Origin of the sequence: Pedosphaera parvula Ellin514 (genome assembly GCF_000172555.1) — a bacterium.
GTDB lineage: Bacteria > Verrucomicrobiota > Verrucomicrobiia > Limisphaerales > Pedosphaeraceae > Pedosphaera.
The window spans coordinates 97,193-121,682 of record NZ_ABOX02000011.1 but is presented as its reverse complement, the minus strand read 5'-3'; the positions used below and the strand labels follow the sequence as shown (position 1 = coordinate 121,682).

Annotated in this window: 23 protein-coding genes and 1 pseudogene; 12 read left to right on the top strand and 12 right to left on the bottom strand. The window is 52.5% G+C overall.

Translation table 11 applies throughout. From position 1 onward, the window contains the following. Positions 1-209: 209 nt before the first annotated feature. Positions 210-1,642 (top strand): annotated as a pseudogene (gene glnA, locus CFLAV_RS11100) (type I glutamate--ammonia ligase). A gap of 137 nt (positions 1,643-1,779) precedes the next feature. Here glnA and CFLAV_RS11095 read toward each other — a convergent pair. Next, positions 1,780-2,628: a hypothetical protein gene (locus CFLAV_RS11095; protein WP_040548021.1), complete on the bottom strand. Its 849-nt coding sequence runs from the start codon at positions 2,626-2,628 to the stop codon at positions 1,780-1,782. Between the two features lie 182 nt (positions 2,629-2,810). Between CFLAV_RS11095 and CFLAV_RS11090 the strand changes: the two genes are divergently transcribed. From CFLAV_RS11090 to CFLAV_RS11080, 3 genes are all read left to right on the top strand, one after another. Continuing rightward, positions 2,811-3,734, top strand: coding sequence for a shikimate dehydrogenase family protein (locus CFLAV_RS11090; RefSeq protein ID WP_237712392.1), 924 nt, complete (start codon positions 2,811-2,813; stop codon positions 3,732-3,734). Continuing rightward, a complete protein-coding gene (locus CFLAV_RS32180) occupies positions 3,724-4,842 on the top strand; it encodes a prepilin peptidase (protein WP_007414811.1) in 1,119 nt (372 codons plus the stop codon). The genes CFLAV_RS11090 and CFLAV_RS32180 overlap by 11 nt, the downstream gene beginning before the upstream one ends. A gap of 248 nt (positions 4,843-5,090) precedes the next feature. Next, complete coding sequence (locus CFLAV_RS11080; protein ID WP_007414810.1) at positions 5,091-5,381, top strand: hypothetical protein; 291 nt, start codon at positions 5,091-5,093, stop codon at positions 5,379-5,381. 221 nt (positions 5,382-5,602) lie between these two features. Here the strand turns inward: CFLAV_RS11080 and CFLAV_RS11075 are convergent, their stop codons facing one another. From CFLAV_RS11075 to CFLAV_RS11065, 3 genes are all read right to left on the bottom strand, one after another. After that, positions 5,603-5,905, bottom strand: coding sequence for a hypothetical protein (locus CFLAV_RS11075; RefSeq protein WP_007414807.1), 303 nt, complete (start codon positions 5,903-5,905; stop codon positions 5,603-5,605). Positions 5,906-6,278: 373 nt separating this feature from the next. After that, on the bottom strand, positions 6,279-6,542 hold the full coding sequence (locus tag CFLAV_RS11070; protein ID WP_007414806.1) for a DUF7336 domain-containing protein: 264 nt from the start codon (positions 6,540-6,542) through the stop codon (positions 6,279-6,281). A gap of 62 nt (positions 6,543-6,604) precedes the next feature. Then, a complete protein-coding gene (locus CFLAV_RS11065) occupies positions 6,605-7,153 on the bottom strand; it encodes a YcxB family protein (RefSeq protein ID WP_007414805.1) in 549 nt (182 codons plus the stop codon). Positions 7,154-7,385: 232 nt separating this feature from the next. Here CFLAV_RS11065 and CFLAV_RS32175 point away from each other — a divergent pair, with 232 nt between their 5' ends. Beyond that, entirely contained in the window at positions 7,386-7,658 is a 273-nt protein-coding gene (locus tag CFLAV_RS32175; protein WP_150107362.1) for a hypothetical protein, read from the top strand. Positions 7,659-7,661: 3 nt separating this feature from the next. Here the strand turns inward: CFLAV_RS32175 and aroC are convergent, their stop codons facing one another. From aroC to CFLAV_RS34865, 3 genes are all read right to left on the bottom strand, one after another. Beyond that, the gene (gene aroC / locus CFLAV_RS11060; protein WP_007414803.1) at positions 7,662-8,741 is read right to left on the bottom strand and encodes a chorismate synthase; all 1,080 of its coding nucleotides are present in this window, start codon (positions 8,739-8,741) and stop codon (positions 7,662-7,664) included. Positions 8,742-8,802: 61 nt separating this feature from the next. Further along, positions 8,803-9,522 carry a TIGR03067 domain-containing protein gene (locus CFLAV_RS11055; protein WP_007414802.1) on the bottom strand — a complete coding sequence of 240 codons (720 nt, stop codon included), beginning with the start codon at positions 9,520-9,522 and terminating at the stop codon, positions 8,803-8,805. Beyond that, complete coding sequence (locus tag CFLAV_RS34865) at positions 9,449-9,868, bottom strand: hypothetical protein (protein WP_150107361.1); 420 nt, start codon at positions 9,866-9,868, stop codon at positions 9,449-9,451. The genes CFLAV_RS11055 and CFLAV_RS34865 overlap by 74 nt, the downstream gene beginning before the upstream one ends. Positions 9,869-10,445: 577 nt before the next feature. Here CFLAV_RS34865 and CFLAV_RS11045 point away from each other — a divergent pair. From CFLAV_RS11045 to CFLAV_RS11035, 3 genes are all read left to right on the top strand, one after another. Then, a complete protein-coding gene (locus CFLAV_RS11045) occupies positions 10,446-12,695 on the top strand; it encodes a hypothetical protein (protein ID WP_007414800.1) in 2,250 nt (749 codons plus the stop codon). 459 nt (positions 12,696-13,154) lie between these two features. After that, positions 13,155-14,204, top strand: coding sequence for an HAD family hydrolase (locus CFLAV_RS11040; RefSeq protein WP_283950765.1), 1,050 nt, complete (start codon positions 13,155-13,157; stop codon positions 14,202-14,204). Between the two features lie 105 nt (positions 14,205-14,309). Next, complete coding sequence (locus CFLAV_RS11035) at positions 14,310-14,708, top strand: hypothetical protein (RefSeq protein ID WP_007414798.1); 399 nt, start codon at positions 14,310-14,312, stop codon at positions 14,706-14,708. A gap of 53 nt (positions 14,709-14,761) precedes the next feature. On the opposite strand, the gene CFLAV_RS11030 is transcribed toward CFLAV_RS11035, so the two are convergent. Further along, positions 14,762-15,910: a sulfotransferase family protein gene (locus CFLAV_RS11030; protein ID WP_202796882.1), complete on the bottom strand. Its 1,149-nt coding sequence runs from the start codon at positions 15,908-15,910 to the stop codon at positions 14,762-14,764. Between the two features lie 128 nt (positions 15,911-16,038). On the opposite strand from CFLAV_RS11030, the gene CFLAV_RS11025 reads away from it, so the two are divergent. Next, the gene (locus CFLAV_RS11025; RefSeq protein ID WP_007414796.1) at positions 16,039-16,905 is read left to right on the top strand and encodes a bile acid:sodium symporter family protein; all 867 of its coding nucleotides are present in this window, start codon (positions 16,039-16,041) and stop codon (positions 16,903-16,905) included. A 45-nt stretch (positions 16,906-16,950) separates the two neighbouring features. On the opposite strand, the gene CFLAV_RS11020 is transcribed toward CFLAV_RS11025, so the two are convergent. Together CFLAV_RS11020 and CFLAV_RS11015 are read right to left on the bottom strand one after the other, a co-directional pair. Next, positions 16,951-18,378 (bottom strand): aspartate aminotransferase family protein, encoded by a 1,428-nt coding sequence (locus CFLAV_RS11020; RefSeq protein ID WP_007414795.1) that lies wholly within the window; start codon positions 18,376-18,378, stop codon positions 16,951-16,953. Between the two features lie 161 nt (positions 18,379-18,539). Next, positions 18,540-20,084: an alpha-amylase family glycosyl hydrolase gene (locus tag CFLAV_RS11015; protein ID WP_202796881.1), complete on the bottom strand. Its 1,545-nt coding sequence runs from the start codon at positions 20,082-20,084 to the stop codon at positions 18,540-18,542. Positions 20,085-20,686: 602 nt separating this feature from the next. On the opposite strand from CFLAV_RS11015, the gene CFLAV_RS11010 reads away from it, so the two are divergent. The 3 genes from CFLAV_RS11010 to CFLAV_RS11000 all read left to right on the top strand — a co-directional run bounded on the left by CFLAV_RS11010 (position 20,687) and on the right by CFLAV_RS11000 (position 22,680). Beyond that, the gene (locus CFLAV_RS11010; RefSeq protein ID WP_007414792.1) at positions 20,687-20,881 is read left to right on the top strand and encodes a hypothetical protein; all 195 of its coding nucleotides are present in this window, start codon (positions 20,687-20,689) and stop codon (positions 20,879-20,881) included. Between the two features lie 56 nt (positions 20,882-20,937). Continuing rightward, the gene (locus CFLAV_RS11005; protein ID WP_007414791.1) at positions 20,938-22,173 is read left to right on the top strand and encodes a cation:proton antiporter; all 1,236 of its coding nucleotides are present in this window, start codon (positions 20,938-20,940) and stop codon (positions 22,171-22,173) included. Positions 22,174-22,281: 108 nt separating this feature from the next. After that, on the top strand, positions 22,282-22,680 hold the full coding sequence (locus tag CFLAV_RS11000) for a hypothetical protein (protein WP_007414790.1): 399 nt from the start codon (positions 22,282-22,284) through the stop codon (positions 22,678-22,680). 51 nt (positions 22,681-22,731) lie between these two features. On the opposite strand, the gene CFLAV_RS10995 is transcribed toward CFLAV_RS11000, so the two are convergent. Together CFLAV_RS10995 and CFLAV_RS10990 are read right to left on the bottom strand one after the other, a co-directional pair. Beyond that, positions 22,732-23,508 (bottom strand): bestrophin-like domain, encoded by a 777-nt coding sequence (locus CFLAV_RS10995; RefSeq protein ID WP_007414789.1) that lies wholly within the window; start codon positions 23,506-23,508, stop codon positions 22,732-22,734. Between the two features lie 36 nt (positions 23,509-23,544). Further along, on the bottom strand, positions 23,545-23,958 hold the full coding sequence (locus CFLAV_RS10990; protein WP_007414788.1) for a TFIIB-type zinc ribbon-containing protein: 414 nt from the start codon (positions 23,956-23,958) through the stop codon (positions 23,545-23,547). Positions 23,959-24,490 lie beyond the last annotated feature (532 nt).

The window sequence follows — 24,490 nt, the reverse complement described above, 5'->3', positions numbered from 1 at the left end:
GACGCGAATTTGAGCAGGCACAGTGAGCAGAATGGTTCCCAGTTCATTTTTTAAATGAAGTATAATACCTTCTGTAATATCGCCTCGGAGCATTTTTGTCCTATATCCAGTAACAACCAAATATAATTTTCGCGGCTCTTGTCGCCACTCCAGCCTACAGAGTGGTTGGCAGGATGCCCGCGATCTTCCTAACCAACTCATAACAAAATATGGCAAACGAAAACGTAAAAGCAGCGACTCCCAAGGGAGTCATCGATCTGGCCAAGAAGCAGGGGGCCCGGATGGTAGACATCAAGTTTGTGGATACCTTCGGCACCTGGCAGCACTTCAGCGTGCCGGTGGCCGAACTCACCGAGGAGGTCTTTGCCGAGGGCTTTGGCTTTGACGGCTCCTCCATCCGGGGCTGGAAGAGCATAGAAGCCTCCGACATGCTGGCCATGCCGGACCCGGGCACGGCCTTCATTGACCCCTTTGCGCCGTGTCCACCCTGAGCCTGACCTGCACGATTGCCGAGACCGGCACCAAGGAGGCCTACAACCGCGATCCCCGCGGGATTGCCCAGCGGGGGGAAAAGTACCTCGCCTCCACGGGGCTGGCCGACACGGCCGTCTTTGGTCCCGAGGCCGAGTTCTTCATCTTTGACAACGTGCAGTATGACCACAAGGCCAACGGCACCTTCTACAGCGTGGATAGCGAGGAGGCCATCTGGAACAGTGGGCGCGATGAAATGCCCAACCTGGGCTACAAGACCCGCTACAAGGAGGGCTACTTCCCCGTGGCCCCCACCGACACCCAGCAGGACATCCGCACGGAAATGTGCCTGGTCATGGAGCAGTTGGGCATCAAGGTCGAGCGCCAGCACCATGAAGTGGCCACGGCCGGGCAGGCCGAGATTGACTTCCGCTTTGACACGCTGGTCAAGACGGCCGACACGATGATGCTCTACAAGTACATCATCAAGAACGTCGCCCGCAAGCACGGCAAGACCGTCACCTTCATGCCCAAGCCCCTCTTTGGGGACAATGGCTCCGGGATGCACACCCACCAGTCCCTCTGGAAGAAGGGCAAGCCCCTCTTTGCCGGCAAGGAATACGCCGGGCTCTCGGAGATGGCCCTCTACTATATTGGCGGCATTCTCAAGCACGCCAAGGCGCTCTGCGCCATTTGCAACCCGACCACCAACAGCTACAAGCGTTTGGTGCCCGGCTATGAGGCCCCCGTGAACCTGGCTTATTCGGCCCGCAACCGCAGTGCGGCCATCCGCATCCCCACCTTCAGCGAGAGCCCCAAGGCCAAGCGCATTGAGTATCGCCCGCCGGATCCGGCGGCCAATCCGTACCTGGCCTACACGGCCCTGCTCATGGCGGGCTTGGACGGGGTGCTCAACAAAATTGATCCCGGCGAGCCCCTGGACAAGAACATCTATGAGCTGCCGCCCGAGGAGCTTAAAAAAGTTCCCAATGTGCCCGGCAGCCTGGGTGAGGCCCTGGATCACCTGGAGAAGGACCACGAGTTCCTGCTCAAGGGGGATGTGTTCACGAAGGACTTCCTGGAAATGTGGGTCACCCACAAGCGCAAGGAGCATGATGCCCTGCGCCTGCGCCCCCATCCGTACGAATTCTTCCTCTACTACGACGTGTAGAATAATTGCCTCAGAAGGGTAATGAGAACGAGACGGCGTGAGTGAAAACTCACGCCGTTTTAGTTTTGAAAGGTCAAGGAAGGTTGGCTGGAAGGCTTTTGTCGCCCAGAACCATACCAAGCTCTGCTGAACAAAAACTACGGAGCCAAGGGGCGGATGGCCTGAACACGATGTAATCGGGAAGGAGCGTTGGTATCACCGAAGCCCGCGCTGGTAGTTGTTCCAGTGGCAGAAACTAGTGACAGACCGCTATCAAACCAAAGAGTCGAAGGGTTAAGGTCCAACCGTTTTTGGACGTAGTAAGAGCGCGTGGGGTGGCTGGACCAGCTTAGATTCACACTGGTACCACCCGATGAGGTGGCATAGGAGGTGATGACCAACTTGTCATTGGAATTCAGCGGGTCTGTATCCGCCAGGTACTCCTGCAAGTTGGACATGCCATCGCCGTCGGCATCGGCGGCAGGATTCACGCCAATATGACCGAAGTGTTGAATTTCCCAGGCGTCGGGCAGACCGTTATGGTCAGAGTCGGTACCACCTTGAATGAAATCTGTCTGCACAAAAGCAAAGGCATTGCTCAAACCGATCCAACCGACGTTGGCGGAGTAAATGGAGCCGCTGAGTTTTCCCGTTTTTAAATCAATTTTCGGCGCACCGGTATTCTCAAAGTTGATCCAACCTATGTTCGCGCCATAGGCGTAACCACGAAGGTTGCCGAGTCCGTCATGATTCACTCCAAAATCGCTAGAGGATAGATTCAAATATTGCACGCCGTTCGTAGGAGAACCACTTCCTAAATTAATCCAGCCCACGTTGGCTGAGTAGATGTATCCGGAACAAACATACTCACCCAGGACAACCCCGTTAGCGGTATCTCCACGAAAATCCATCCAACCTATGTTCGCGCCATAAGCATAGCGGTTTGCGGCATCGATAGACGAGGCTGCGAATGCATTTGTGCCGAGCGCGGCCCACAGCCACGACAAGCATGGAGCGAAGAATGGTTTTCATGGTTCTGAATTATTGTGAATCTCGCTTACGGAACGGCCGGCAGCATACCGACCGCGTGCCGATAAAGTCAATCCGGCAATATTTTATAACATTTTGGATGCCAAGTGTGTCGGACTTTGGGCTTTGAACTTTTCCCGGAGAACCTTATAACCACCGCGTGTTGGAAGTTTTGAAACAACCAATCAACGCTGCCACGCGCTTTTGCGCGGTGCTGGGGCATCCCATCAAGCACTCGGCATCGCCGGCGATGCAAAATGCAGGAATCGCAACATTGGGGCTCAACTGGTGTTATATCGCTCATGAAGTGCATCCGGATCATTTACGAGACGCAATCCAGGGGGCGAAGGCCATGAAGTATATGGGACTGAATCTTACAGTCCCGCATAAGCTGCTGGCCATGGAGATGGTGGATGTGCTGGATGAGTCCGCGCGCATCTGGGGAGCAGTGAATACGATTCGCTTTGAAGCGCAGGACTTGGATGGTCAATGGAAGCCATTGGTGCATTTTGGGGATTCGATTCCAGAGAAGATACGGACCCGGGGATTCAATACGGATGCCGATGCGATCACCCGTTCTTTGCGGGAAGATCTGGGGATGAATCTGGCGGGTGCAAAAGTCTTACTACTCGGAGCTGGCGGAGCAGGGCGGGTGGCTGCGCTGAAACTGGCTGCGGAAAAGGTCGCTGAGTTATACCTCGTGAATCGCACCAGCAGCAAAGCCGAAATCATTGCTGCTGAAATCAAAAGGCTTTTCCCGCAAATCAGAGTTGCAGTTGGTTATCCAGCGGGGAGCATTGATCTTGTTTTGAACGCCACTTCCCTGGGGCTGAGACCGGGCGATGCTTCACCGCTTGATGAAAAGAAATTTTCACTCAGAAATGCCTCCGCGGCGTATGACATGATTTATCGTCCGGCGGAAACGCCATTTCTTAAAGCAGCGAAAGAAGCCGGATGTCGCGTGGCGAATGGATTGGGAATGCTACTTTATCAGGGGGCGAAGGCTTTGGAAATTTGGACGGGTCAGAAGGCGCCGGTCGAGGTTATGCGTGCGGCATTAGTCAAAAATATTTATGGGAATTAACGCCATTTTCGATTCACGGAATTGGGTTGCTGTGCCATTTCATTTCTGGTCGGTGGTCTTCTTTGTTTTCGGAAGCATGGTGGGGAGTTTTCTGAATGTTTGCATTCATAGGATGCCAATCGGTGAAAGCATTGTAAGGCCTCCGTCTCATTGCCCCCACTGCAAATATTCCATTCCGTGGTTTCTCAACATTCCGTTGGTTACGTGGCTTTACCTGAGTGGAAAATGTGCCAATTGTGGCGCGCCGATCTCTATTCGCTATTTCCTGGTTGAGTTACTGACCGGGTTGGTCTTTCTCAGTTGCTGGCTGTTTTACGGCTCACAATCCGCCATGCTGGCATTGGTGTACTGCCTCTTTCTCGCCGGACTGATCGCAGCCACCTTCATCGACTTCGAACATTTTATTATTCCCGATGAGATTACGATTGGTGGAATTGCAGTGGGTATCTTTTGCTCCTTTATTGTGCCTGCCATGCATCACACCAAAAGCATTCCTGATTCGATGAAGCAAAGCTTCGTGGGAGCTCTGGTCGGCGGCGGTCTTATCTATGGCATTCTTCGCCTGGGAAAACTGGCCTTTGGCCGGCAAAAACTGGAGCTGCAGGCAGACACGAAAATTTTATTCACAGAGACTTCGATCATACTTCCGGGGCAGGAGTTGCTCTACGAAGATCTATTTTACCGGGATTCCGACGTTATCAAACTTGTGGCGGCGAAGGTCGAGCTGACTGATCGTTGTTATCGTGACGTCAATGTGCGGCTGACCCCTGTAAAGTTGCAGATTGGTGAGGATGTACTGGCGACAAATGACGTTCCGTACCTGGAGGTGGTGACCAACGAAGTCGTGCTGCCACGCGAAGCGATGGGACTTGGAGACGTGAAGTTCATGGCTGCCATCGGCGCGTTCCTGGGATGGCAGGCAGTTATTTTTTCACTGGTGGTCAGCTCGATTCTTGGCTCGATCGTCGGAGTTTCATTAATTGCCTTCAAAAAGCAGGCGTGGTCGAGCAGATTACCGTACGGGCCATACATTGCACTGGCAGCCGCCATCTGGTTGTTCGGCGGAATGCACTTTGTGCAATGGTGGGTGGCGCGGTATTTGCATTAAACTTTGCGGACCGTCTCAAGGGAGTTGGAATGGGGTGATGTAAAGCCGCCTACGCGAGTGTGTGCGATTTAGCACGCCCTATTGCAGGTGGTGGGGTGCGACGCCAAGGATCGGATAGCGAGCGACCAAAAAAGACCAGTTCCATTTTGAAACTGGTCTTTGAATTAACGCCACACACAGAGTTAAAATCACATGATCGATTTAGCGATTAGTAGGGTCCGAAGTGAAATTGCTTGCCCGGGGGTTCAATGACCACACCATTAGTGCCAGCACTGGTTGAGCCTGACGTTTCAGTTGTAGTAGTTGCAGTTGAACTTGCACCCATTCCGCTGGTGGTTTCAGAGCCAGAAGGCGGAGCGCCGGAATGTGAGGATTTGCAGCCCAATATCCCAAATGCGAGCAACATCATTATTGCGGTAATTTTCATTTTTTTGTACCTCCTTGTTGATGAAAAATCAGCCCTGAGTGGAATTGAAGCAATAGGGCGAATGCCTGATGGGCATTTGCGGTTGGGTGAGTTCCACTTCGGATGCGTGTAAGTGATGCTGTTAATATCGTGGGCGGAACCGCCGGGAATTTTGTGGGACGGTTCCCAGATTTCAAGACCGATGGTCTGGGCTGAGATGAGTGCGGCACGTTGGGCCTTAAAAAAATGGCCCGGTGGGGTGAAACCGGGTCAGTTTTGGATTCGGCAGCATTTTTTTTCGAGTTAGCCTGGACTCAAGTTATTTTTGCCGGAGTGTTGTCGGTTGTTTTGATTTCAGGCGATGGCGTGTGGGGCCAATCTGTGGGCGACGACTTCGCCGACCTGGGGCGCAGCTTTTTCGGTGACCAGTGAGACAGTGTGCTTGGACCCCCATTCCTTGGCGAGTTGATTGGATTGCTCCGCACCTGCTCGTGTATCATACAAGCTGACGGATGCCATCTCCCCGTTGCCAAAGTCCAGGCAGTAATATCCTTCAAACCCTTCAATCTCACCCATAAAAGGCAGCAGCCCCTCGCGGACGAGTTGGGCGGCTTCGGCCGGAGCAGTGGCTTTGTAACGTCTGATGCTTGCAAACATAATTACCTCCTTTGGTTGATAACCAACTTAAGTAAATTTAGGCCTTTCATTGGAAACGCAAGTGCGTTCTTGTGCGGATCACTTATATCCCACAAGCAGCAAGATTTTTGGTTGGTTGTTGATGGACTGATCCGGATGGAAGCATTTGCCTTTCTAGCTCCTGCGCCTGACTTTTTTGTTGCATTGATTGGTTCCGCTTCGGGTTGCGTGGGTTGAGTTGTTTGGAGTCGTAGGCCGAAGCGGGAAATTTTTTGCAACTGATACTATAAACAGGCCGGTCCCCCGGGCCTTAGGAGGTCGTTGGTTTGTCTAAAGCGGGATTGGTGAAGTCATCAACTCACAAGGATGAAGGTCTTTGAGAATTTTGTTCACATTATATCGTGACGAAGCCAAGAGGCCAATGGTCTGAGTCCAGAGTATACTCATCAATGTAAAAGCCTTGTTCGTCCTCATCAATATCCGGGTTGATGAGACGCGGGTAATCACGAAATCCGGGTTGAATCTTCAGGCGTTCAACGGCTGCTTGCGCGGATTTAGCTGAGCGATAGATACCAATCAATTTGATGTCTTCATTTCCTCCTAGAAGGCTATGCAGATGTTGAACAACGAAGACAGTGTTTGTTGATTGGCTGTTCATATGCGGCAACGGTGAAGGTTTTTCAGTATTGGATTCACATTATCTCAGAGCTTGCGACGCGCTCATTTTGCCGAACGCATGTGGCTTTCAAGGGTTTCTCGAAATGCCCGTTCTTGTTGCTCTGACGAGAAGTAACGTCGGGGAACGATGCGAACGTTGTTATCAGTAACGTAGATGTAGAGATATCGGCCCGTGCGGACGATCTTATGAAAGCCTGACCAGCGATGTAAGGTCTCGTTTACATCGGTACGTTCAACCAGTCCCTCGTCCTTGATCTCCAATTCGTGATCGCACAGAGACCCGCGAAATTTTTTGAACATGACGACGCAAGCCAGCATCACCATGGTGATCGAACCGATAATGCAAAACATGATGAGCGTGAAAAAGATGACATAGAAAATTTTGAAACCGACCGTGCGAGCAGCAAGTTCAGGCCTGCGCAAGTCGCTCCAGACGAGAAAGAGGCTGGTAACAAGGAAGAGAGCCATGAGTATGCGGTTACTCAGGAGAACATAAATGTGCCAGCGCAGAATGTCCCAGCGAGTGAGGGAATACTTGAGTGACATGCGTTGCGAGGCATTAATGATCGGCGGTATGGGTGGAGGTGTCATTCAGGTTGACGATTTATATGCGAAGGGATGTCTCAATTACCAGTCCAATGGGAGGTGATTTGTGCGGAGTAAAATCGCGATAAGCAAATGTGGATGTGCGGAGGATTGTGGTCGTATGTTCCGCTTCGGATGCGTTGTGTGAGTTGTCTGCAATCGTGGGCCGAAGCGGGGATTTATTTGCGATAGAAACTATAAACCGGCCGGCCCATACGGGCCTTAGGAGATGGTCGGTGTGGCTTTGGCGCTAAACTCAGCGACCGTGCTTGCGACGTCGGATTTTCCTAATCTCACGAAAAATAACAAGAAAGCACCAGGCAAGCGTAGCGACAATCAGCGCTCCAAGTATGGCAAAGAATATAAAAGCAATGATCGAATAGATACCGACCTCGACCAAACTCACAATACCAAGGAATGGAAGCGTCATATGCTCTCGATGGTCATGTTGTCGCTGTGCGATATTTCTCTCGGTCCGATTTACCAACAACTTCCGAATGTCACTCAGTGAGCCTTATCCGCATTGGGCTTTTTGGCGGAGTGCATGGTCGACGAGGACGAGGGCGGTCATGGCTTCGACCATGGGGACGGCGCGGGGCAGGACGCAGGGGTCGTGGCGGCCGCGGCCTTTGAGGGTGGTGTTGCGATATTGGGAATCGACGGTGTCCTGCTCGTGCATGACGGTGGCGACGGGTTTGAAGGCGACGCGGAAGTAAATGGATTCGCCGTTGGAGATGCCGCCTTGGATGCCGCCGGAACGGTTGGTCAGTGTGCGCACCTTGCCGCCTTTCATGCGGAAGAGGTCGTTGTGCTGTGTGCCGGTGAGTAAAATGCTGTCGAAACCGGAGCCGATGTCGAAGCCTTTGGAGGCGGGCAGGCTGAGCATGGCTTTGGCGAGGTCGGCTTCGAGTCGGTCGAACACGGGTTCGCCCCAGCCAGCGGGGACGTTACGAGCCACACCTTCGACGATGCCGCCGACGCTGTCACCGGCTTTGCGCATCTTCTCGATCAGGCGAATCATTTTGTCAGCTGCTTTAGCGTCGGGGCAGCGGACGATGTTGGATTCGATATCCTTCACCTTTACGGTTTGATAATCCACTTCGGCTTCAATGCGCTGCACTTGCTTCACATAGGAGAGCACTTCGACACCGAAGCGTTCGCGTAAAATCTTTTTGGCGATGGCACCGGCGGCGACGCGGCCGATGGTTTCGCGGGCGCTGGTTCGACCGCCGCCTTGCCAATTGCGAATGCCGTATTTGGCGATGTAGGTGTAGTCGGCATGGGATGGGCGGAACTTGGTCGCCATCTCGGAGTAAGCCTCGGGGCGGATGTCTTCGTTCTTCACCCACATGCTGATGGGAGTGCCGAGTGTCTGACCTTCGAAAGTTCCAGAGAGGATTTGGACGGTGTCCGACTCTTTGCGAGGAGTGACGATTTTCGACTGGCCAGGACGGCGGCGATCGAGGTCAGGTTGGATATCAGCTTCGGTGAGTTTTAATTTCGGCGGACAACCATCGACAACAACACCGACCCCGCCACCGTGAGATTCGCCCCAGGTTGTGATTCGAAACAACTGACCAAACGTATTTGCCATATCTAGCTACAGAGTGAGGAAAAAAAGGGGTTTGGTCAAATGGGTGTTTTTGGGGTGGCTCCTACTTTTTCAGGCGCCATTGGCTGAGTGTGCGTTCGCTGCCGCGGGTGCAGGTGAAATCGTAAGGGCGGGACTGGCCGGGGGCGGCCATGCAAAAGCAGGGTTCGTTGCCAACCCATTTTAAAAGGCCATGTTGAACGGTTCCGTTGCAGGCGCCACCGATGTTCAGGTAGTCCACTTGAACGGGGTTCGTGGATTCATCGAGTCTGACTAATGCGTGAATCATCGTCTGGCCACCGAAGGAAATTCTGATCTCGTTTTTGGTGGCGACGCGAAGGCCGGCGCGAAGCATCATCGCGGGCAATTCCTGGCCGTCGCGAACAATTTTAACGGCGGTCCATGTTCCCTGTAGGCGGTTTAGCATGGGGGAATCAACGAATGCAAATTCGGCGATGTTCGCGGCAAATGAATGAGCTTTGGCTGGTGGCGCGGTGCCGCCTTGGACATCTTCAGGACGCGCATTGGAACTCCTTCTCAAGAATTCATATGCATGACCGCTGCCCGGGGAGGTTGAAAAAGCCTTCGGTCGCGGATTTCCGTTGAGGTCGAGGCAGATTTCAAGACTGTCTTTTTCCAGACGGAAGATACCAAAGTTTGTGTTTCCGGCTTCGGGTCCTTCGACGAACTCAATATCAATTTCATGGGGATTAGCCTCGACATTGATGTTGAAAATGCCTTTCGTAAGTGGCCTCGGGAGATTCTGTCCTAAATCGGTCTCCATCTATGAGAATACGGGAAGCCTCTGAAACGCCGGTGGGCATGACGATGCCGTCTATTTCAAGCCGGCAGAAGGACCAGGTTCCTTCCAGAGAGCGAAGCTGATCCACATGCCGGGCGAGGTGGGGCCATCCGGCGAATCCATTTTGACGCGCAATTGCTGATTGCGCATCCGCCAGCAGGAAACGTGTTTCCATGACTTTTGCTTCGGTCATCCCTTTGGCCGCGGGCAGATGTTTCAATATGGTTACAACAGCTTCTTTTTCGCGGCTTTCAAGTGCTGAAAGGAGCGCCTTGGCCTGGCGCCGGAGGTGGTCAAGATTTGGGCGAGCCGGAAGAGTCGTTTTCATAGTTCGTTTCTCGGTTGGCTTGGATCCGCAAACAAGCAGCGTGATTAACGTGCAATGGTTTTTTGTTGTTATGAAGTCGGGTTAAACCCTTTCCGCGGATCCGGTGGCTCTCTTCCAGCCGAATATGACTATACTTGTGGAGATGATCATGGCAAGTGGGTTGTAGGAGCGTTGGTGGGGCAACCACGAATGAACAGTAATTGTCACGAATGGAAGTGGCCAAAAGCCTTTTCGACTCCATTTCTGGGTTCTGTGGTCCTGTTCGTTTTTCCATCTGAACACCAGGATTGCGTCGCTCGCCGGTTTTGGTTCACGAATTTCTGCATGGCCTATAGCCAAAAATAGCGGTTGTTTTAAAAGTTGGTCTAGTTTGGGTGGGTGTCTAAATAAGTGCAAATACAATGAGGTTAAATCTTGACAAAGTCAGTATTTATTAGGCTGATGTGACTCAGTTGTGGTGCCATCCAGCATAAAAGCAATTGCAAAATATTTTTCGTTTGGCTCCAGAATTGACCCGTGAGATAATGGCGGGCTTAACTGGGGTCAATTATTGGCGTTCGTGAGCAACAGATTGCGTATGGAAAACAACTACGATTGGAAATTTTTTCGTGCCGGTGGATTTGATCAGGTTCGCCTGGATACCGGGGCTGATCTTACGGCGCTGGACAAGTTGGATCAGAAGCTGTGGGTGGCATTGGCCTGTCCGACGCAGGGGCTGGAGTTTGATTCCAAGACGCTGACATTGATAGATACGGACAAAGACGGGCGCATTCGGGTCCCGGAAATCATCGCGGCGGTCAAGTGGACCTGTTCTCTGCTTAAGAACCCGGGTGATTTGTTAAGTGCTTCGGCATCACTTCCTTTGAATGCCATCAACGATGCCAACCTGGAAGGCAGCCAGTTGCTCTCTTCGGCGAAACAGATTCTCACGAACCTTGGGAAGAAAGAGAGTGAGGGGATTACCGTCGAAGATACGGCCGACACCGTAAAAATCTTCGCTCAAACACAATTCAATGGGGATGGAATCATTCCGGCTGATGCCGCTGAGGATCCGATTGTCAAAGGAGTCATTAGTGACATCATCACTTGTTTCGGAGCGGAAAACGATCGCAGTGGCAAGCCCGGTGTGAACCAGGTGAAAGTGGACCAGTTTTTTGCGGAAGCGCAGGCTTATTCTGATTGGTGGCAGGTCTCGGAAACCGAACCGGCGATCGCATCGCTTGGGGAGGCCACCACGGCCGCTGCAGCGGCGATGAGAGTGGTAAAAGTGAAGGTGGATGATTATTTTGCTCGTTGCCGGCTTGCGGCTTTCGACGCTCGCGCGATTGCAGCATTGAATCGTGAGGAAAAGGAATATCTCGCGATCGCAGCGAAGGACCTGACCATCACGGCTTCCGAGGTTGCCAACTTTCCGTTGGCTCGTATCGAGGCAGGCAAGCCTCTGGCCTTGAGTGAAGCGGTGAATCCAGCGTGGGCGACTCTGCTGGGCAAATTTCAATCGGATGCCGTCAAGCCCATCATTGGAGATCAGACCTCCATCACTGAAGCGGACTGGGCGGTGATTACCGGAAAACTGGCCGCCTATGAAACCTGGTTCAGTACCAAGGCTGGGGTTGGTGTCGAGAAGCTTGGGTTGAAGCGTGTGCGACAAATTCTTGGAACGAAGGGTAAAGAGGATATTTCTGCATTGATAGCAAAGGACAAGGCGCTTGAACCGGAGTCCAATGCCATTGCCGCTGTGGACAAGCTGGTGCGCTATCATCGCGATTTGTTCAAACTCTTGAACAACTTTGTATCATTCCGAGATTTTTATCACCGGAATGAGCGGGCGGTTTTTCAGGCAGGCAGACTTTATTTGGATCAGCGCAGTTGCGATCTTTGCCTGACAGTGGAAGATCCTGGCAAACACGCATTGATGGCGGGATTGGCCGGCACGTATCTCGCTTACTGTGATCTCGTGCGCAAGGCGACGGGCGAGAAGAAACAGATTGTCGCTGCGTTTACGGATGGGGATTCGGACAACCTGATGGTGGGGCGCAATGGAATTTTTTATGATCGCAAAGGCAATGATTGGGATGCGACCATTACCAAGATCATTGATAATCCGATCAGCATTCGCCAGGCATTCTGGGCACCCTACAAAAAGCTCGTGCGATTGATTGAGGAGCAGGTGGCCAAGCGTGCGGCAACTGCAGATGCGGCGGTGAATGCCGAGCTTTCGAAAATTGCGCAACAGACGGTTGAGGTGGACAAGCCTAAACCGGTTGAGATTGCAAAACCAGCGACTTTGCCAGCGGCGCAAAAAATTGATGCAGGAACACTGGCGGCGGTAAGCATTGTGTTGACTGGCATATTCGGCGCGTTGGGCGGAATTTTTGGCACAATTTTTGGTCTTCCATGGTGGCAAATACCTTTGGCCTTTCTGTCGCTCATTCTGGCTATTTCGCTGCCTTCGGTGGTGATGGCTTATTTGAAACTGCGTCGGCGTAACCTTGGGCCGATCCTGGATGCCAATGGCTGGGCCGTCAATGCCCGGGCGAAAATCAATGTGCCTTTCGGACGTTCGCTCACCCAGGTCGCCTCCACACCGTTGGGAGCACAGCGTGACTTGATAGATCCGTTTGCAGATAAGAAAACAGCTCAGAAATGGCTGCTGGTTATTTTGATTTTGGCTGCATTGGGAACCGCCGGTTACTTTGCCTGGAAGTACAGTCGTCCTGCAGAGGTTAAAACCTTGGAGCCGGGAACGAACGCTGTTGGAGCTGCCGACAAAAAATTATCCGGAAATGCAGGATCAAACCTGCCCCCGGTGTCGTTGACCAAATAGACGGTTGTTCATCAGCTTAGAGTGCTGGCTGGAAATTTATCTGGAAGAGATCGGCCTGATTGAGGCGTATCGAAATTAAATTCGTGCCGAACGAGAGTTGCCAATATTGGGGTGTTGCCCCCATTTCAAGAAGTAATGTGAACTTTTAATGTTTCCGAATGCGGGGATATCTTTTGGTATTCATCCGCTGACGGCCAGGTTGCTCGAAGATAGTTGACCAGGTGAATCAGGTTGGAGGTATGACCAGTCTCAAGCTTTATTAAACGAGGCTTTTTTAAAGCTGAGGCGGGGAGTTGAAACGTCGGCTCTTCTCCTGGATCATGACCAAGATGGTATTGGGAGGCTGGTAGTTGTTTCCATAAATCAGCACCACAGTGCGATGAAGGATTAATGAACTTGCTCTATTAAAATAGTTCCATGACTGGGAATCCAATCATAACTGCCGTGCTGCTTGTTTTGATGTCGATTCCGTTGACGCGAAGCCGGGCCGCTGATGCGCTGCCGTCGTGGAATGATGGCGCAGCCAAGCAGGCCATCATTCAATTTGTCACTGATGTCACCACGGCAGGTGGGAGGAAGTTCGTTCCTGCTGCTGAGCGTATTGCGACATTCGATAATGATGGCACGCTCTGGGTTGAGCAGCCGATGTATACACAGTTTGTCTTCGCGCTGGACCGGGTGAAGACCCTCGCTCCACAGCATCCTGAGTGGAAAACCAACGAGCCTTTCGCCTCGATTCTCAAGGGAGACAGGAAGGCCCTGATGGCGACGGGAGAAAAAGGGCTGGTGGAATTGATTATGGCGAGCCATGCGGGAATGACCACGGCAGAGTTTGAGAGTTTAGTGCGAGATTGGCTGGCCAAGGCACAACATCCCAGGTTTAAGCGACCTTACACCGAGCTGGCCTACCAACCAATGTTGGAGTTGCTGGCGTACCTGCGTGCGAACGATTTCAAGACATATATTGTATCCGGCGGTGGCGTGGAATTTATGAGACCCTGGACCGAAAATGTCTATGGCGTTCCACCGGAACAAGTGATTGGCAGCACTGTCAAAACGAAGTTCGAGCTGCGCGATGACAAGCCCGCGTTGATGCGGTTGCCTGAAGTTGATTTTATCGATGATAAAGCGGGCAAGCCGGTCGCGATCAACAAGTTCATCGGCCGGCGCCCCATTTTCGCCTTCGGCAACTCGGATGGAGACCTGGAAATGCTGCAATGGACGGCTGCCGGCGATGGCGCGAGATTCGAGGGATTGGTACATCATACCGACGCCGAGCGGGAATACGCTTACGATCGCAATTCCTCCATCGGCAGGCTGGATAAGGCCCTCGATGAGGCACGGGAAAGGGGATGGGTTGTGGTGGATATGAAGAGGGATTGGAAGCGAGTTTTCGGAGAGTCTTTTGGTTCACAAGGTGAAGTGCTGAGGCCGACTGGTTCAGTTTCAGACAGGCCCGGTTCGTCGTGGCAAGGATTAACCACAAACTCCGTTCCCGGGAAAAATTAAAGCCAATCAAATCAAACGCGTGCAACTCAACAAATACTGTCGTGGAAATCAATGATTCCAGTCACCACAACTTGCAAGTAGCAATTCAACAAAAACAAAATGCCTATGAAACAGAGTAAAACCATCTCAATCTATCTTACACTTCTTGTTACGACCGCTGTACTCGGTTTTTTCGGATGTGCCAGCCAACGGGCGCACAACAAGGAATCTTTGCTGTCAGCGGCCGGATTTCGCGCTATCACGCCGTCCACGCCGCAACAACAGTCGCTCTACGCCTCAATGCCGCCGTACAAGGTTCAGCGTCATGACTTCAACGGGAGAGTAACCTATGCATTTGCTGACAAGAAGGCGGGAGTTCTTTATGTGGGCGGGGAAAATGAGTATCAACGTTACAGGCAACTTGGCCAGCAGCAACAAATAGCAAATGAACAGTTGGAGGCGGCTGAAATGAATCAGAACGCTGCAATGAACTGGGGCGTTTGGGGGCCTCCCGGCATGTGGTAACAATAGTAAATCGACCAATGACTCGATGGATGGTTTAACGGAGCCTGTTACTTTTACTTAAGAGCTGGACTTTTGCTTTGATGGCGGATTTCCGAATCCAGTTTATAAGCGTCAATCACTTCCGCAAGCTCCTGTCGGATCCATTCTCTGGAGAGTCCAAACTCTTCGAGCGTGTATTCATGTTTGCTCTTGAACTCACGCTGGCGCTGCGTGGCGGCTTCCAGTTTGGCGCGGTAACCGTCAGTTATTGACCAGCCAAGGTGGTGATAAAGTCTCTCAATGGTTTCACGCGGATTTCGTGCGAGGTTGCGGTAATCAATGCAATAGTAGCGCTGAGGATTAACCTGATTGCGGAAGGCGAAGAGGTGTTTGTACCATTCCACAGCCAGACGGGCGTAGGCCTTCGCCACCGGACCGTTTCTGACAATGTCTGGCGAATGGGCCTGCCAGACCGGCACAAAGAGGCTCACGTGAGAAGCCACTGAACGATAAGGATCGCGAACGATCGTGATGAACGTGGCATCCGGGAATTCCTCCAACAATCCTTCGACGGAACCCGATGATTGCGTCGCCTTGGAAAGCAATGTTTTGTTGGGGCCATTAGCGTAAAGATGCCGTTGCAGGCAACTTCGATAATAACGCATCAGCCTGCGACGCTTAGAAAGTTGAAGTGAATCTGGAAAGCCAGCCTCCCACAGCTCATTGATGAAGGAAACAACAGATAAATGGCCTCCGATTGGAAAGGCGTAAAGAAACAAAGCATCATCCTCCTCCGGTTGATTCAGACGCATTTTATGCAAATCATCCCAACCACCGAACCATTTCTTCTCGCACCAACCAAGGAGCTTGTGACACGGGCTGCCCAGTCTCCCGTCGAGCCATACCAGGAGACTACAGAGACGTTGATAGCAGACCGCCGGGAAGATGGTTTGATACATTTTCAAATGCACGAATCGCTGCTCGTCCAGGCTGAGTAGCTTTTGGAGAAGCGTTGTGCCACTGCGCGGTGGTGCGATGATAAAGACCGGGTTGTTAACGGCTTGACGGCGGAAACGGCCAAAGAGCAACTGGTCCAAGCCGCGGCCGATGAGCACGATGAGCAGGAACAGCACGAATAACCCGCTAAATACTAGAACGTAACACCATCGGCGCAGTCGAAAGGGACTGCGAATCAAAGCCAGGTACTCAGCTCGCCAAAACATTTTATGGTTGAAATACATGTTTGCTTTCCCACTCCATTTACATTGGATGTCTGTGAATCCAATTCCAGCGATGCGTTATCGACCTTTAATCACAGGTTGCGTATGCTCCATCCAACAGCCTTACCCACATGACATTTAATACCACGAATACGATTCGTCTGTTGACGATGGCCTCCCTCGGAGGTCTTCTTTTTGCGGTGGGGTTGCGACTGAATTGGAAGCTGGTGGTCCATTCGATGAAGGGAAGTCGCCTCGGATGGATTTTGTTGATCAACTTTCTGCTGGTGCCGGCGCTGACCCTCGCAGTGACATTCGGACTTCGAATTCCAACCAATATCGCGGTTGGGATGTTGTTGCTGGCGGCGGCTCCCTTTGCTCCTGTGGTTCCGATCTTCGTAAGAATGGCTAAAGGCAACATGGCACTCGCAGGTACATTGACGGCATTGTTTCCTTTCTTCTCGGCTTTCCTCACGCCGCTCGTTTGTGAATGGAGTCTCAGGCCATGGTTGGGAGCCGCATCGCTCAAGTTCAATATCCTGACCATCCTCATTGTGCTGCTCTCCACGATTACTCTGCCGCTGACTGCCGGGGTGGTTTTTAGCCATTACTTCCCAGCCATGGGACGGAAGCTGCTGCGTCCTCTGGAAATTATTTCCGAAGCCACCGGGGCTGTTTCCCTGACTTTTGTTACGGTAGTCGAGTTCGAAACCATCCTGTCTACTGGTTGGAAGCCCTTGTTGGCCATGGTGCTGGTGAGTGAACTTTCGCTCCTGGTTGGTTATAATTCGAGTGGTCCTTCCATCGAGGCTCGTCGGGTGGTGGCTTTGGGAACCAGCAACCGCAACATTGCTCTCGCTCTGTTGATAGCCATTCAAAGTTTTCCAAACACTTCCATTGTGGCCGCCGTGGTGGCCAACGGTCTGGTGTTGATTTTTCTCGGCTTGCTGCATGTAGGTTTCTGGCGCTTTTGCACGTCAACTGGCCATCGCGCTTGATTTGTGTACGCGGTAGCGATTGAGGTGGCTCAATCTGACACGACGTTACCGTGCGCGGTGGGTAAGCGCCATGCGACCGATATCAGTCAGGACATCCCACGCCGGCCCTGGAAATCTGTGCATCTGGATCAGCACATCTTCAAAGGCTCCCAAAAACCATTGAACATCGTCCTCGCTGATGACCAGCGGGGGCAGGAGCTTGATGACATCGATGTGGTGACCGGCTATTTGTGTGATGATGTGGTGCTTGTCCAACAACGGAATGATGGCCGCCTGTGGAAAAAGACTTTTATCCATGGTGTGGATGAGTTTCCACGCAGTCTTCAGACCAAGCGAATGGGGCGGTCCAAACTCAATGCCCATCATTAACCCGCGCCAACGGACTTCGTGCAGAAACTCGAAGCGCGGTATCATCGCCTGCAGTGCGTGGCCCAGGAAATCTCCAAGCTTTTCGGCTTTGGCAATCAGATCGTAACGATCAATCACATCGAGTGCTGCCAAACCCGCGGCCATGGCAAAGTTGCCTTGGCTGAAAGTTGAAGAATGCACCACTGAGCGTTGCATGCTGGAAAAGACTTTGTCGTGAATCCACTTTTTACAGAGCACCGCACTTATGGGGATGTAACCACCGGAAAGCGCTTTGGACAAAATAACGATGTCTGGATCGATCTCGCCTTCATGTTCGATGGCCAGGAAGCGGCCCGCGCGTCCCATGCCGGTCTGTACCTCATCATCTATGAATAGGGCACCATGTTTGTGGCAGAGCGCCGCGGCCTCATACAAATAGCCGGGCGAGGGGATATTAACCCCTTTGCCCTGGACCGGTTCCACTATGAAGCCAGCCACATCGCCTTTAAGCAACTCAGCCTCCAGTGCTTCCAGATCATTGAAAGGAATGGCACGGCAGTCCGGCATGAACGGAGCAAAACCGCTGCGAAAATTCTCATCTCCATTGAGCGAGAGCGCGCCGGAGGTCAAGCCGTGAAACGCTTTCTCACAGTATATGATACCCGGCTTGCCAGTGGCACATTTGGCATATTTGATGGCCGTTTCGACCCCATCCGCCCCAGAGTTTCCGAAGAAAACCATGTCAAGCTGGTTCGGCATGCGCTTCTTTAACTCCTGAGCCAACAACCCGGACAGCATTGGCGCCTCCATTTTAACCAGGCTGGGATAATCCGTATTAAGAAAATCGATTAAAACCCGGCGCACATCCGGATGGTTGCGGCCCAAACCGAAGACGCCATAGCCGGAAAGAAAATCGAGATACTTCGTCCCTTCAATGTCCCAGAGATAAGGCCCCTCACCGCGTACATAGCAGCGATCAAATCCGATGGTCTGTAGGGTCCGAACATTGGCCGGGTTGATGTGCTCGGCATGCAGCTCATAATTTCGGCCCTCGTGCTGCTCAATTAACGCACAAATATCCAATCCGCCTGATCGTTGTGGCAAAACCTCAGAATCAGTTTGCATAGTTTGACGGAACCTCGTTTCAAAACTTTAACTATGCGCTCTCTTGATGAGAGCAAACACATAGACTATAAAGACATGCAGGAAGGAAGCATTTCTCGCAATGGGGCTTTACCCTAAATCTACCGCGCACTTCTCTGTCGTATTCGCTCGAAGTGTTTTCGCTAGACCAATGCCTCCAGCCTGGTTTGCTGAGTGATTGGTCGCTTGCCAGGTGTTTGTTCCCTCATTTCGAAAAGGTTGAACCCCCATGCCGGTAGATCGAGATAAAGGCCGCTACCCGCGAGACCGTCACCATCCCGGTCGTAACGTGCCTCGCCGAGCAGGTCAACGAGCAAGAATTGTTTTCCTTTAATTCCGACCAATCCCAGCGTTACATAACATTGACCCTGTGTTGGCCCGTAGTTAACCGCTGCGATGAGTCGTCGGTCATCCTGCTCCCATGAGAAGACAATGAACTGATCCCAAGTGCCATTGCCAGTCCAAGCTGGGCGGCAATCCCACAGGTGCCAATCACCCCCATGAACCTCAGGTCGCTGCAAGCATTCAAGCAGACGCTTATAAAAGGCTTGCAGGTGGGAATCAACGGGTTCGAATGGTCTACGTCCCACATGCATGGAGACATGAACCTTGCGTCCTTCCAGCTGGCCTTCATGGAAGAAGCGCATGCCGGGAACGAAGAACGTGATGACCGCCGCGGCCCGATGCATGGGGCCGAACTTGGCGGCTGCGCGTGGTTCATCGTGGTTTTCGAGGAAGCGAGTTGAATGATTCTGAAAATCTGGTTGCGCCATCAGATGTTCGCGCACTGGTCGGGCCACTCCTGCATGGAGCCGATCGTAGAGTCGCTTATCATAAGTGAAGTCGAAACCAGCCTGTTGTAACTGCCATTCCAAATTCCAATAAACTTCAGCTATGAAAACAAAACCTAGGTGCTTTTGATGAAGTTGCCGAATAGCCTCGGGCCAAAAGGGTTGATCGATGGGCGGCGTGCCATCGGCAGGAATTGCGCGGTCGCCCCAAGTGCGCAGGAAGACATCAGGTTGTTCCAGCATCGCCATGTCACAACGGACGCCATCACATTGCCCGGCAATACGTTCAAGTTCCCCGATCATGGCCTGGCGAGCGGACGGATGTCGGTAGTTGAGTTGAAGCGTGTCCGGCCAACCCGAAAAGTAAGGATCGCGACCATGGGCGAATATCGTCTCGCCACGAGAGGTAGACAGGCGGACGTAGTTCTGCGGTTCTCGATTGAGCTGCTCTTCGGTGCCGCGGATAAAGAACTCAGGGTGACTTTCCACCCATGGGTGATCGAGAGCGACGTGATTGGGAACGAAGTCGAGCAGGAGCCGCAGTCCGCGCTTGGCGAGTCGTTCCCGCAATCGAGCCAGAGCCGGGTTGCCTCCGAAATCCTTATGGACATTATAGGAGGTGATCGCGAAAGGAGAACCGCAGATGTCCTCTACCCTCAAGTCAGGCAGTGATTCGCGACAGGCAGCCAGAAGCTCCGGCCGGGTGCGGGAGATTTCACGACCCCGTTGACCCGTTTGCCAGACACCGAGGAACCAGACCCACTCAAAACCCTTGGCTACAAAGTCGTCGAGAAAGTCATCTGTTATGTCATCAAGGGTCGCCGCGCGGCCGATCTTCGCACCGCGCTCCTGAAGCAGAATGCGGGTGTTGATCTGGTAAAGTGATGGATGTTTCACAAATTTCTCTTTTGATTTCAACTGACACGACATGGCCGAGCAATTGTTTAGCAAAAAAATCGCATCATGCCAATCGAAGTCAATCCATCCAAAGCCGGTTTTCACGGTGTTATGCCAGCACGTTATAATGAGGGGAAAACCCCATGGTATTCGGGGAGTCATCACATATACTGCAGTTGCGCAGTTAGGGGGGGATCACTAGTCGTTCCAAGTAGTATGTTGTTCGTCAATGCAATCTCACCCCGCCAAGGGCATGAATCGTAGCACGCAAAAGTTTGGAACAGGAAGTAACGCCTCAACCAGCCCTTGTACCCATAACTGAAGGAAGACGACACGACTTGGAGCCAGGTGGCAACTGTGTGCACAAGCTCAGTTCCTGTTCCCGAAAATGGAGAGGCAAGACTGATCGCATCCAGGCAAGGACAGGAACAGATCGCAACCCTAGAGGGTGTACTTAACTTTAAAACGCGCTGTTGCATCCCGCTACTGTTGTGGAGCTTGCTTTGATCTGAATTTCGCATTTCCAGAGATTGTAATTTGCGCAAGTGCCTTATCTTGAACGAGCCACTGAAAAGTCAAGAACACGCTCTAGGAGACAATGAATGCAACGAGACGCAGACGGCGTCGATGCCTACGCTTATGGTTATTTTGATTTGATGATGCGCATGTACTGGCCGGAAGAGAATGTCCCGTCGGTCCTCGATGGCCCGTGGAACCCATTTGGAGTACTGCAAAGGACAGTTCATTTGCAACCAACCGGGAAGGCTCAAGGACAGCGAGGCAAACCCAATAACTAATTTCAGACCTGCGGATAGCTCTCGGAAGGCCTTTATCCGCGTTTGCACTTCGTATCATGACCGTTCTTGATTTTTTACGCGAACACGCCCGGACAATGCCGATGCTGGCGAAATTCGCACTCGTCATGGCGCTTATCGTCTGTGTGCCGCGGCTCTCCAAACGGGTGCGGTTGCCGGTCGTGGTGGGAATGTTGCTTTGCGGTGTTGTGGTCGGGCCACATGGTCTGGACCTGTTTGCAGAGCACGCCCCGGTGGCCGACTTCTTTGCCGACATCGGAAAACTTTTATTGATGTTCTTCGCCGGATTGGAAACCGACCTGGAATTATTTCGCAAAGCCCGTAACAAGACCATGACTTTTGGTGTTTTCACCACCAGCCTGCCATTGGTGCTGGGAACCGGGGTTGGACTGCTATTTGGGTATCACACAATCCCGGCTATTGTGCTGGGCTCATTGCTTGCGTCGCACACCTTGATTGCCATGTCCATTCTCATCCGGCTGAAGGCTAACAGGCTGGAACCAATTGTTGTGACCACGGGTGCCACCGTGATGTCGGACACGCTTTCGCTGATCGTGTTCGCTGTATGTGTTTCAACTTATCAACGCGGCTTTTCCATGTCTGGTCTTCTGCAGCAACTCCTCGAGATCGCCATTTTTGTTCCGGTCGTTCTAATCGGTTTGGGGCGCGGGGGCGCCTACCTTTTGAAAAAGGTGGAAAAGGACGAAGATGCTTATTTTATCCTGATGTTGGCAATAGTTGGGCTCGCAGGTTATTTTGCGGATCTTATCAATTTGCCCGGCATTGTCGGCGCTTTTCTTGCCGGACTGGCGGTGAACACTGCTGTCCATGAACATCCCGCCAAGGAGAAACTTGAATTCATTGGCAACACACTCTTCGTGCCGATGTTCTTTTTGGTAACCGGTTTTTTGATCGATCCCAGCGTGTTTCTGCAGACGTTGGTCGATAGATTCGCGCTGGCAATGGCGGTCATTGGCGCTCTGCTTGTGGGTAAATGGATCGCGGCGGAATCGGTCGGGCGAATGTTCCATTATTCTTCCATCGCGCGTAAGACCATGTGGGCACTAACGCTGCCGCAGGTGGCAGCGACTCTTGCGGCCACACTCGCTGCCTACAAGACTTTCAACCCGCAACATGAACGCCTGCTGGACGACCAGATGCTCAACGTGGTTCTTGTATTGGTGTTGACCACTTCGATTCTTGGTCCAGTGCTCACGGAGCATTTTGCGCCGCGACTTGTTGCGGAGGCAAAGGAGAAGCCTCCCAGCGGGTGAACATTACAGACACAGCAATGATAGGGGCACCGCTCCTTTTAACCGCCGGATGATTTGAACCTCCTGTAACTCACAAGCACCAGTTCCACATCAACCCCAATAATACATATGAAACAGAGCAAAAACCTCGCAGTTTATCTCGGCTTGTTGGCCGTCACCGCTGCACTTTTCATTTCCGGTTGCGCGAGTGAGAGGGAGCACAACAAGGAATCGCTGCTTTCAGCCGCCGGATTTCGCACGTTGACGCCCACCACGGCGCAACAACGCGCGATCTATGACTCCATGCCGCCCTATAAGGTCCAGCGGTTCGACCAAAATGGAAAAACGATGTATGCCTATGCGGACAAGAAAGCAGGAGTTGTCTACTTAGGCAGCGAGAACGAGTACCAACGTTACAAGCAGCTTGGTCTACAGCAGTCGATGACAAACGAACAGATGGAAGCGGCTGAGATGAATCAAAATGCGGCGATGAGCTGGGGTGCCTGGGGGCCAATGGGCAGATGGTAGGAAGTCCTCAAACCGGAACATGCGAAAAGCCGCCGCACTTATTGCAGCCCACTATTTCATCAGGTGGTCGTAAATGAGTTGATAGGGGGCAGGTCCAAGTCCCAAGTCGCCCCTGAACGGGCGATCCAGGGCGAAGATCATAAAAATGACCAACCCAATGAAGCTGGCCAGGAGCAATACCTGAATCCCGTGAAGTCGTATGTCCTCCACTTTGAAAAAGAAGGAGGCGCTCAACGCAATCATCGCGCCGACGACGATCACGACCCACATTACTGGAGCCAATGCCGTCCCCACCGCATCAAGGCGCAGGCGACGGGCTTGGATCATGCCGTTGTAAGCTCTAAGCGTTTCGCCATGTAGCAGCTTCTGTCCCTCGGTCGCTGGCTCAAATGTCACCAGTATTGTTTGGAGGTGGTTCAGCATCTCCACTCCATCGACAGGAACCTGGCCATGCTGTTGCAAAGGCCACGCTTTGTGGATTGTGTAATCGACGTAATCGCGCAATTCCTTCTGGAATTGCGAGCGGACAGGTTCAGGATAGCCACTCATGTCGCGATAAAGCGCTGCCAGGGCGGTTGCTTCCTGCGATCTGATTTTCGATACATCGGAATAGGTCTGCCAGACACTCACTGCAATCAATGCCACTGCCAGACCGTAGAACACCATCACGCTTTGTAACATGGCACCGCTGAACTCGGAATCGTGATTTTGAATTAGAAGGCGCGGCAGCACAAGGCGGCGAACGAGGGACAATCCTCCGAGCGCGAAGAAGCACAACGATAGGATGATCGCCGGTCCGCTGATGTACGACGGGAGATCGAAGAGCATTTTGAGAGCAACCCTCTGTCCCGGTGACTTCGCCGATCAAGATATTTTTTGCATAACCAGGGTGGATGCTTCCGCCATGGCGGTTGCCCAGGCTGGTGAGGACACCTTGGCGCCACCAATCTCCTCGTGGATGCGACTAAATTCCCCGGCATCCAGCCAGATGCCGCCACATTTTTGACATTGGTCTATCTCCACCTGCTTCATTTCTGAGAACCAGCGGCGGTCGAGAATCTGGTCCACACAACGCGGACAGATTCGAGGTTCAGTGGATGCGACTTGTCTGTTCGGGTCCTGCCACACTGTGTGCAGCGAAGCGGCAGCGCGGCCATCGACACGATCCAGTTCAGTCGCGTCGAACCAGATTCCACCACAGCCGCCGTAACAGACATCGAGGGTCATGCCTCCCGCGCTTTTTTCGCGCAGGGGCTCTTTGCAAGCAGGACATTTCATATGGATTTTATAGGCCCCCTTCCATGAGGCCAGCGCGAGTTTTGGTGTTGGGATTTCACAGCCGCTCCCGTATTCTTAAAAACTACACACTTGCGCGAGCCAGGCAAAAGAAAGCTTATGGGGTCAAACCCGCAACGCAGCAGTAACTGGGGCGGCGACCACAGTAGGGGAGAATCACCCACTTCAACGAGCCAGGGTGGTACCCGTGCGCTTTTGGTTTAAGCACGCTTGCTTCACTGTAAACGGCTAATGAAAACCAGAGGACCTTGATTACATGCAAAGGCACGAATTCGCCGAATGCATCAGAACGCCGATCGAGTGGATGGTGATGGGTATCGCGATCCCCGCGGTGGGTGTAATTGTGGCTGGCGTGAGGTATTCACCTACTTCAAGGGCCAGAGGCAATGCCCATAGGCTTGCGGACCAAGCTCGAGACGTGGCCGTTGGTAGAGTTTGGATGTAGAAGCAGACTTTGACCTTTCCTGACGTTTCGCACCGCTCTTCAGTGTCGGAATGGATGCCGGACGATGCC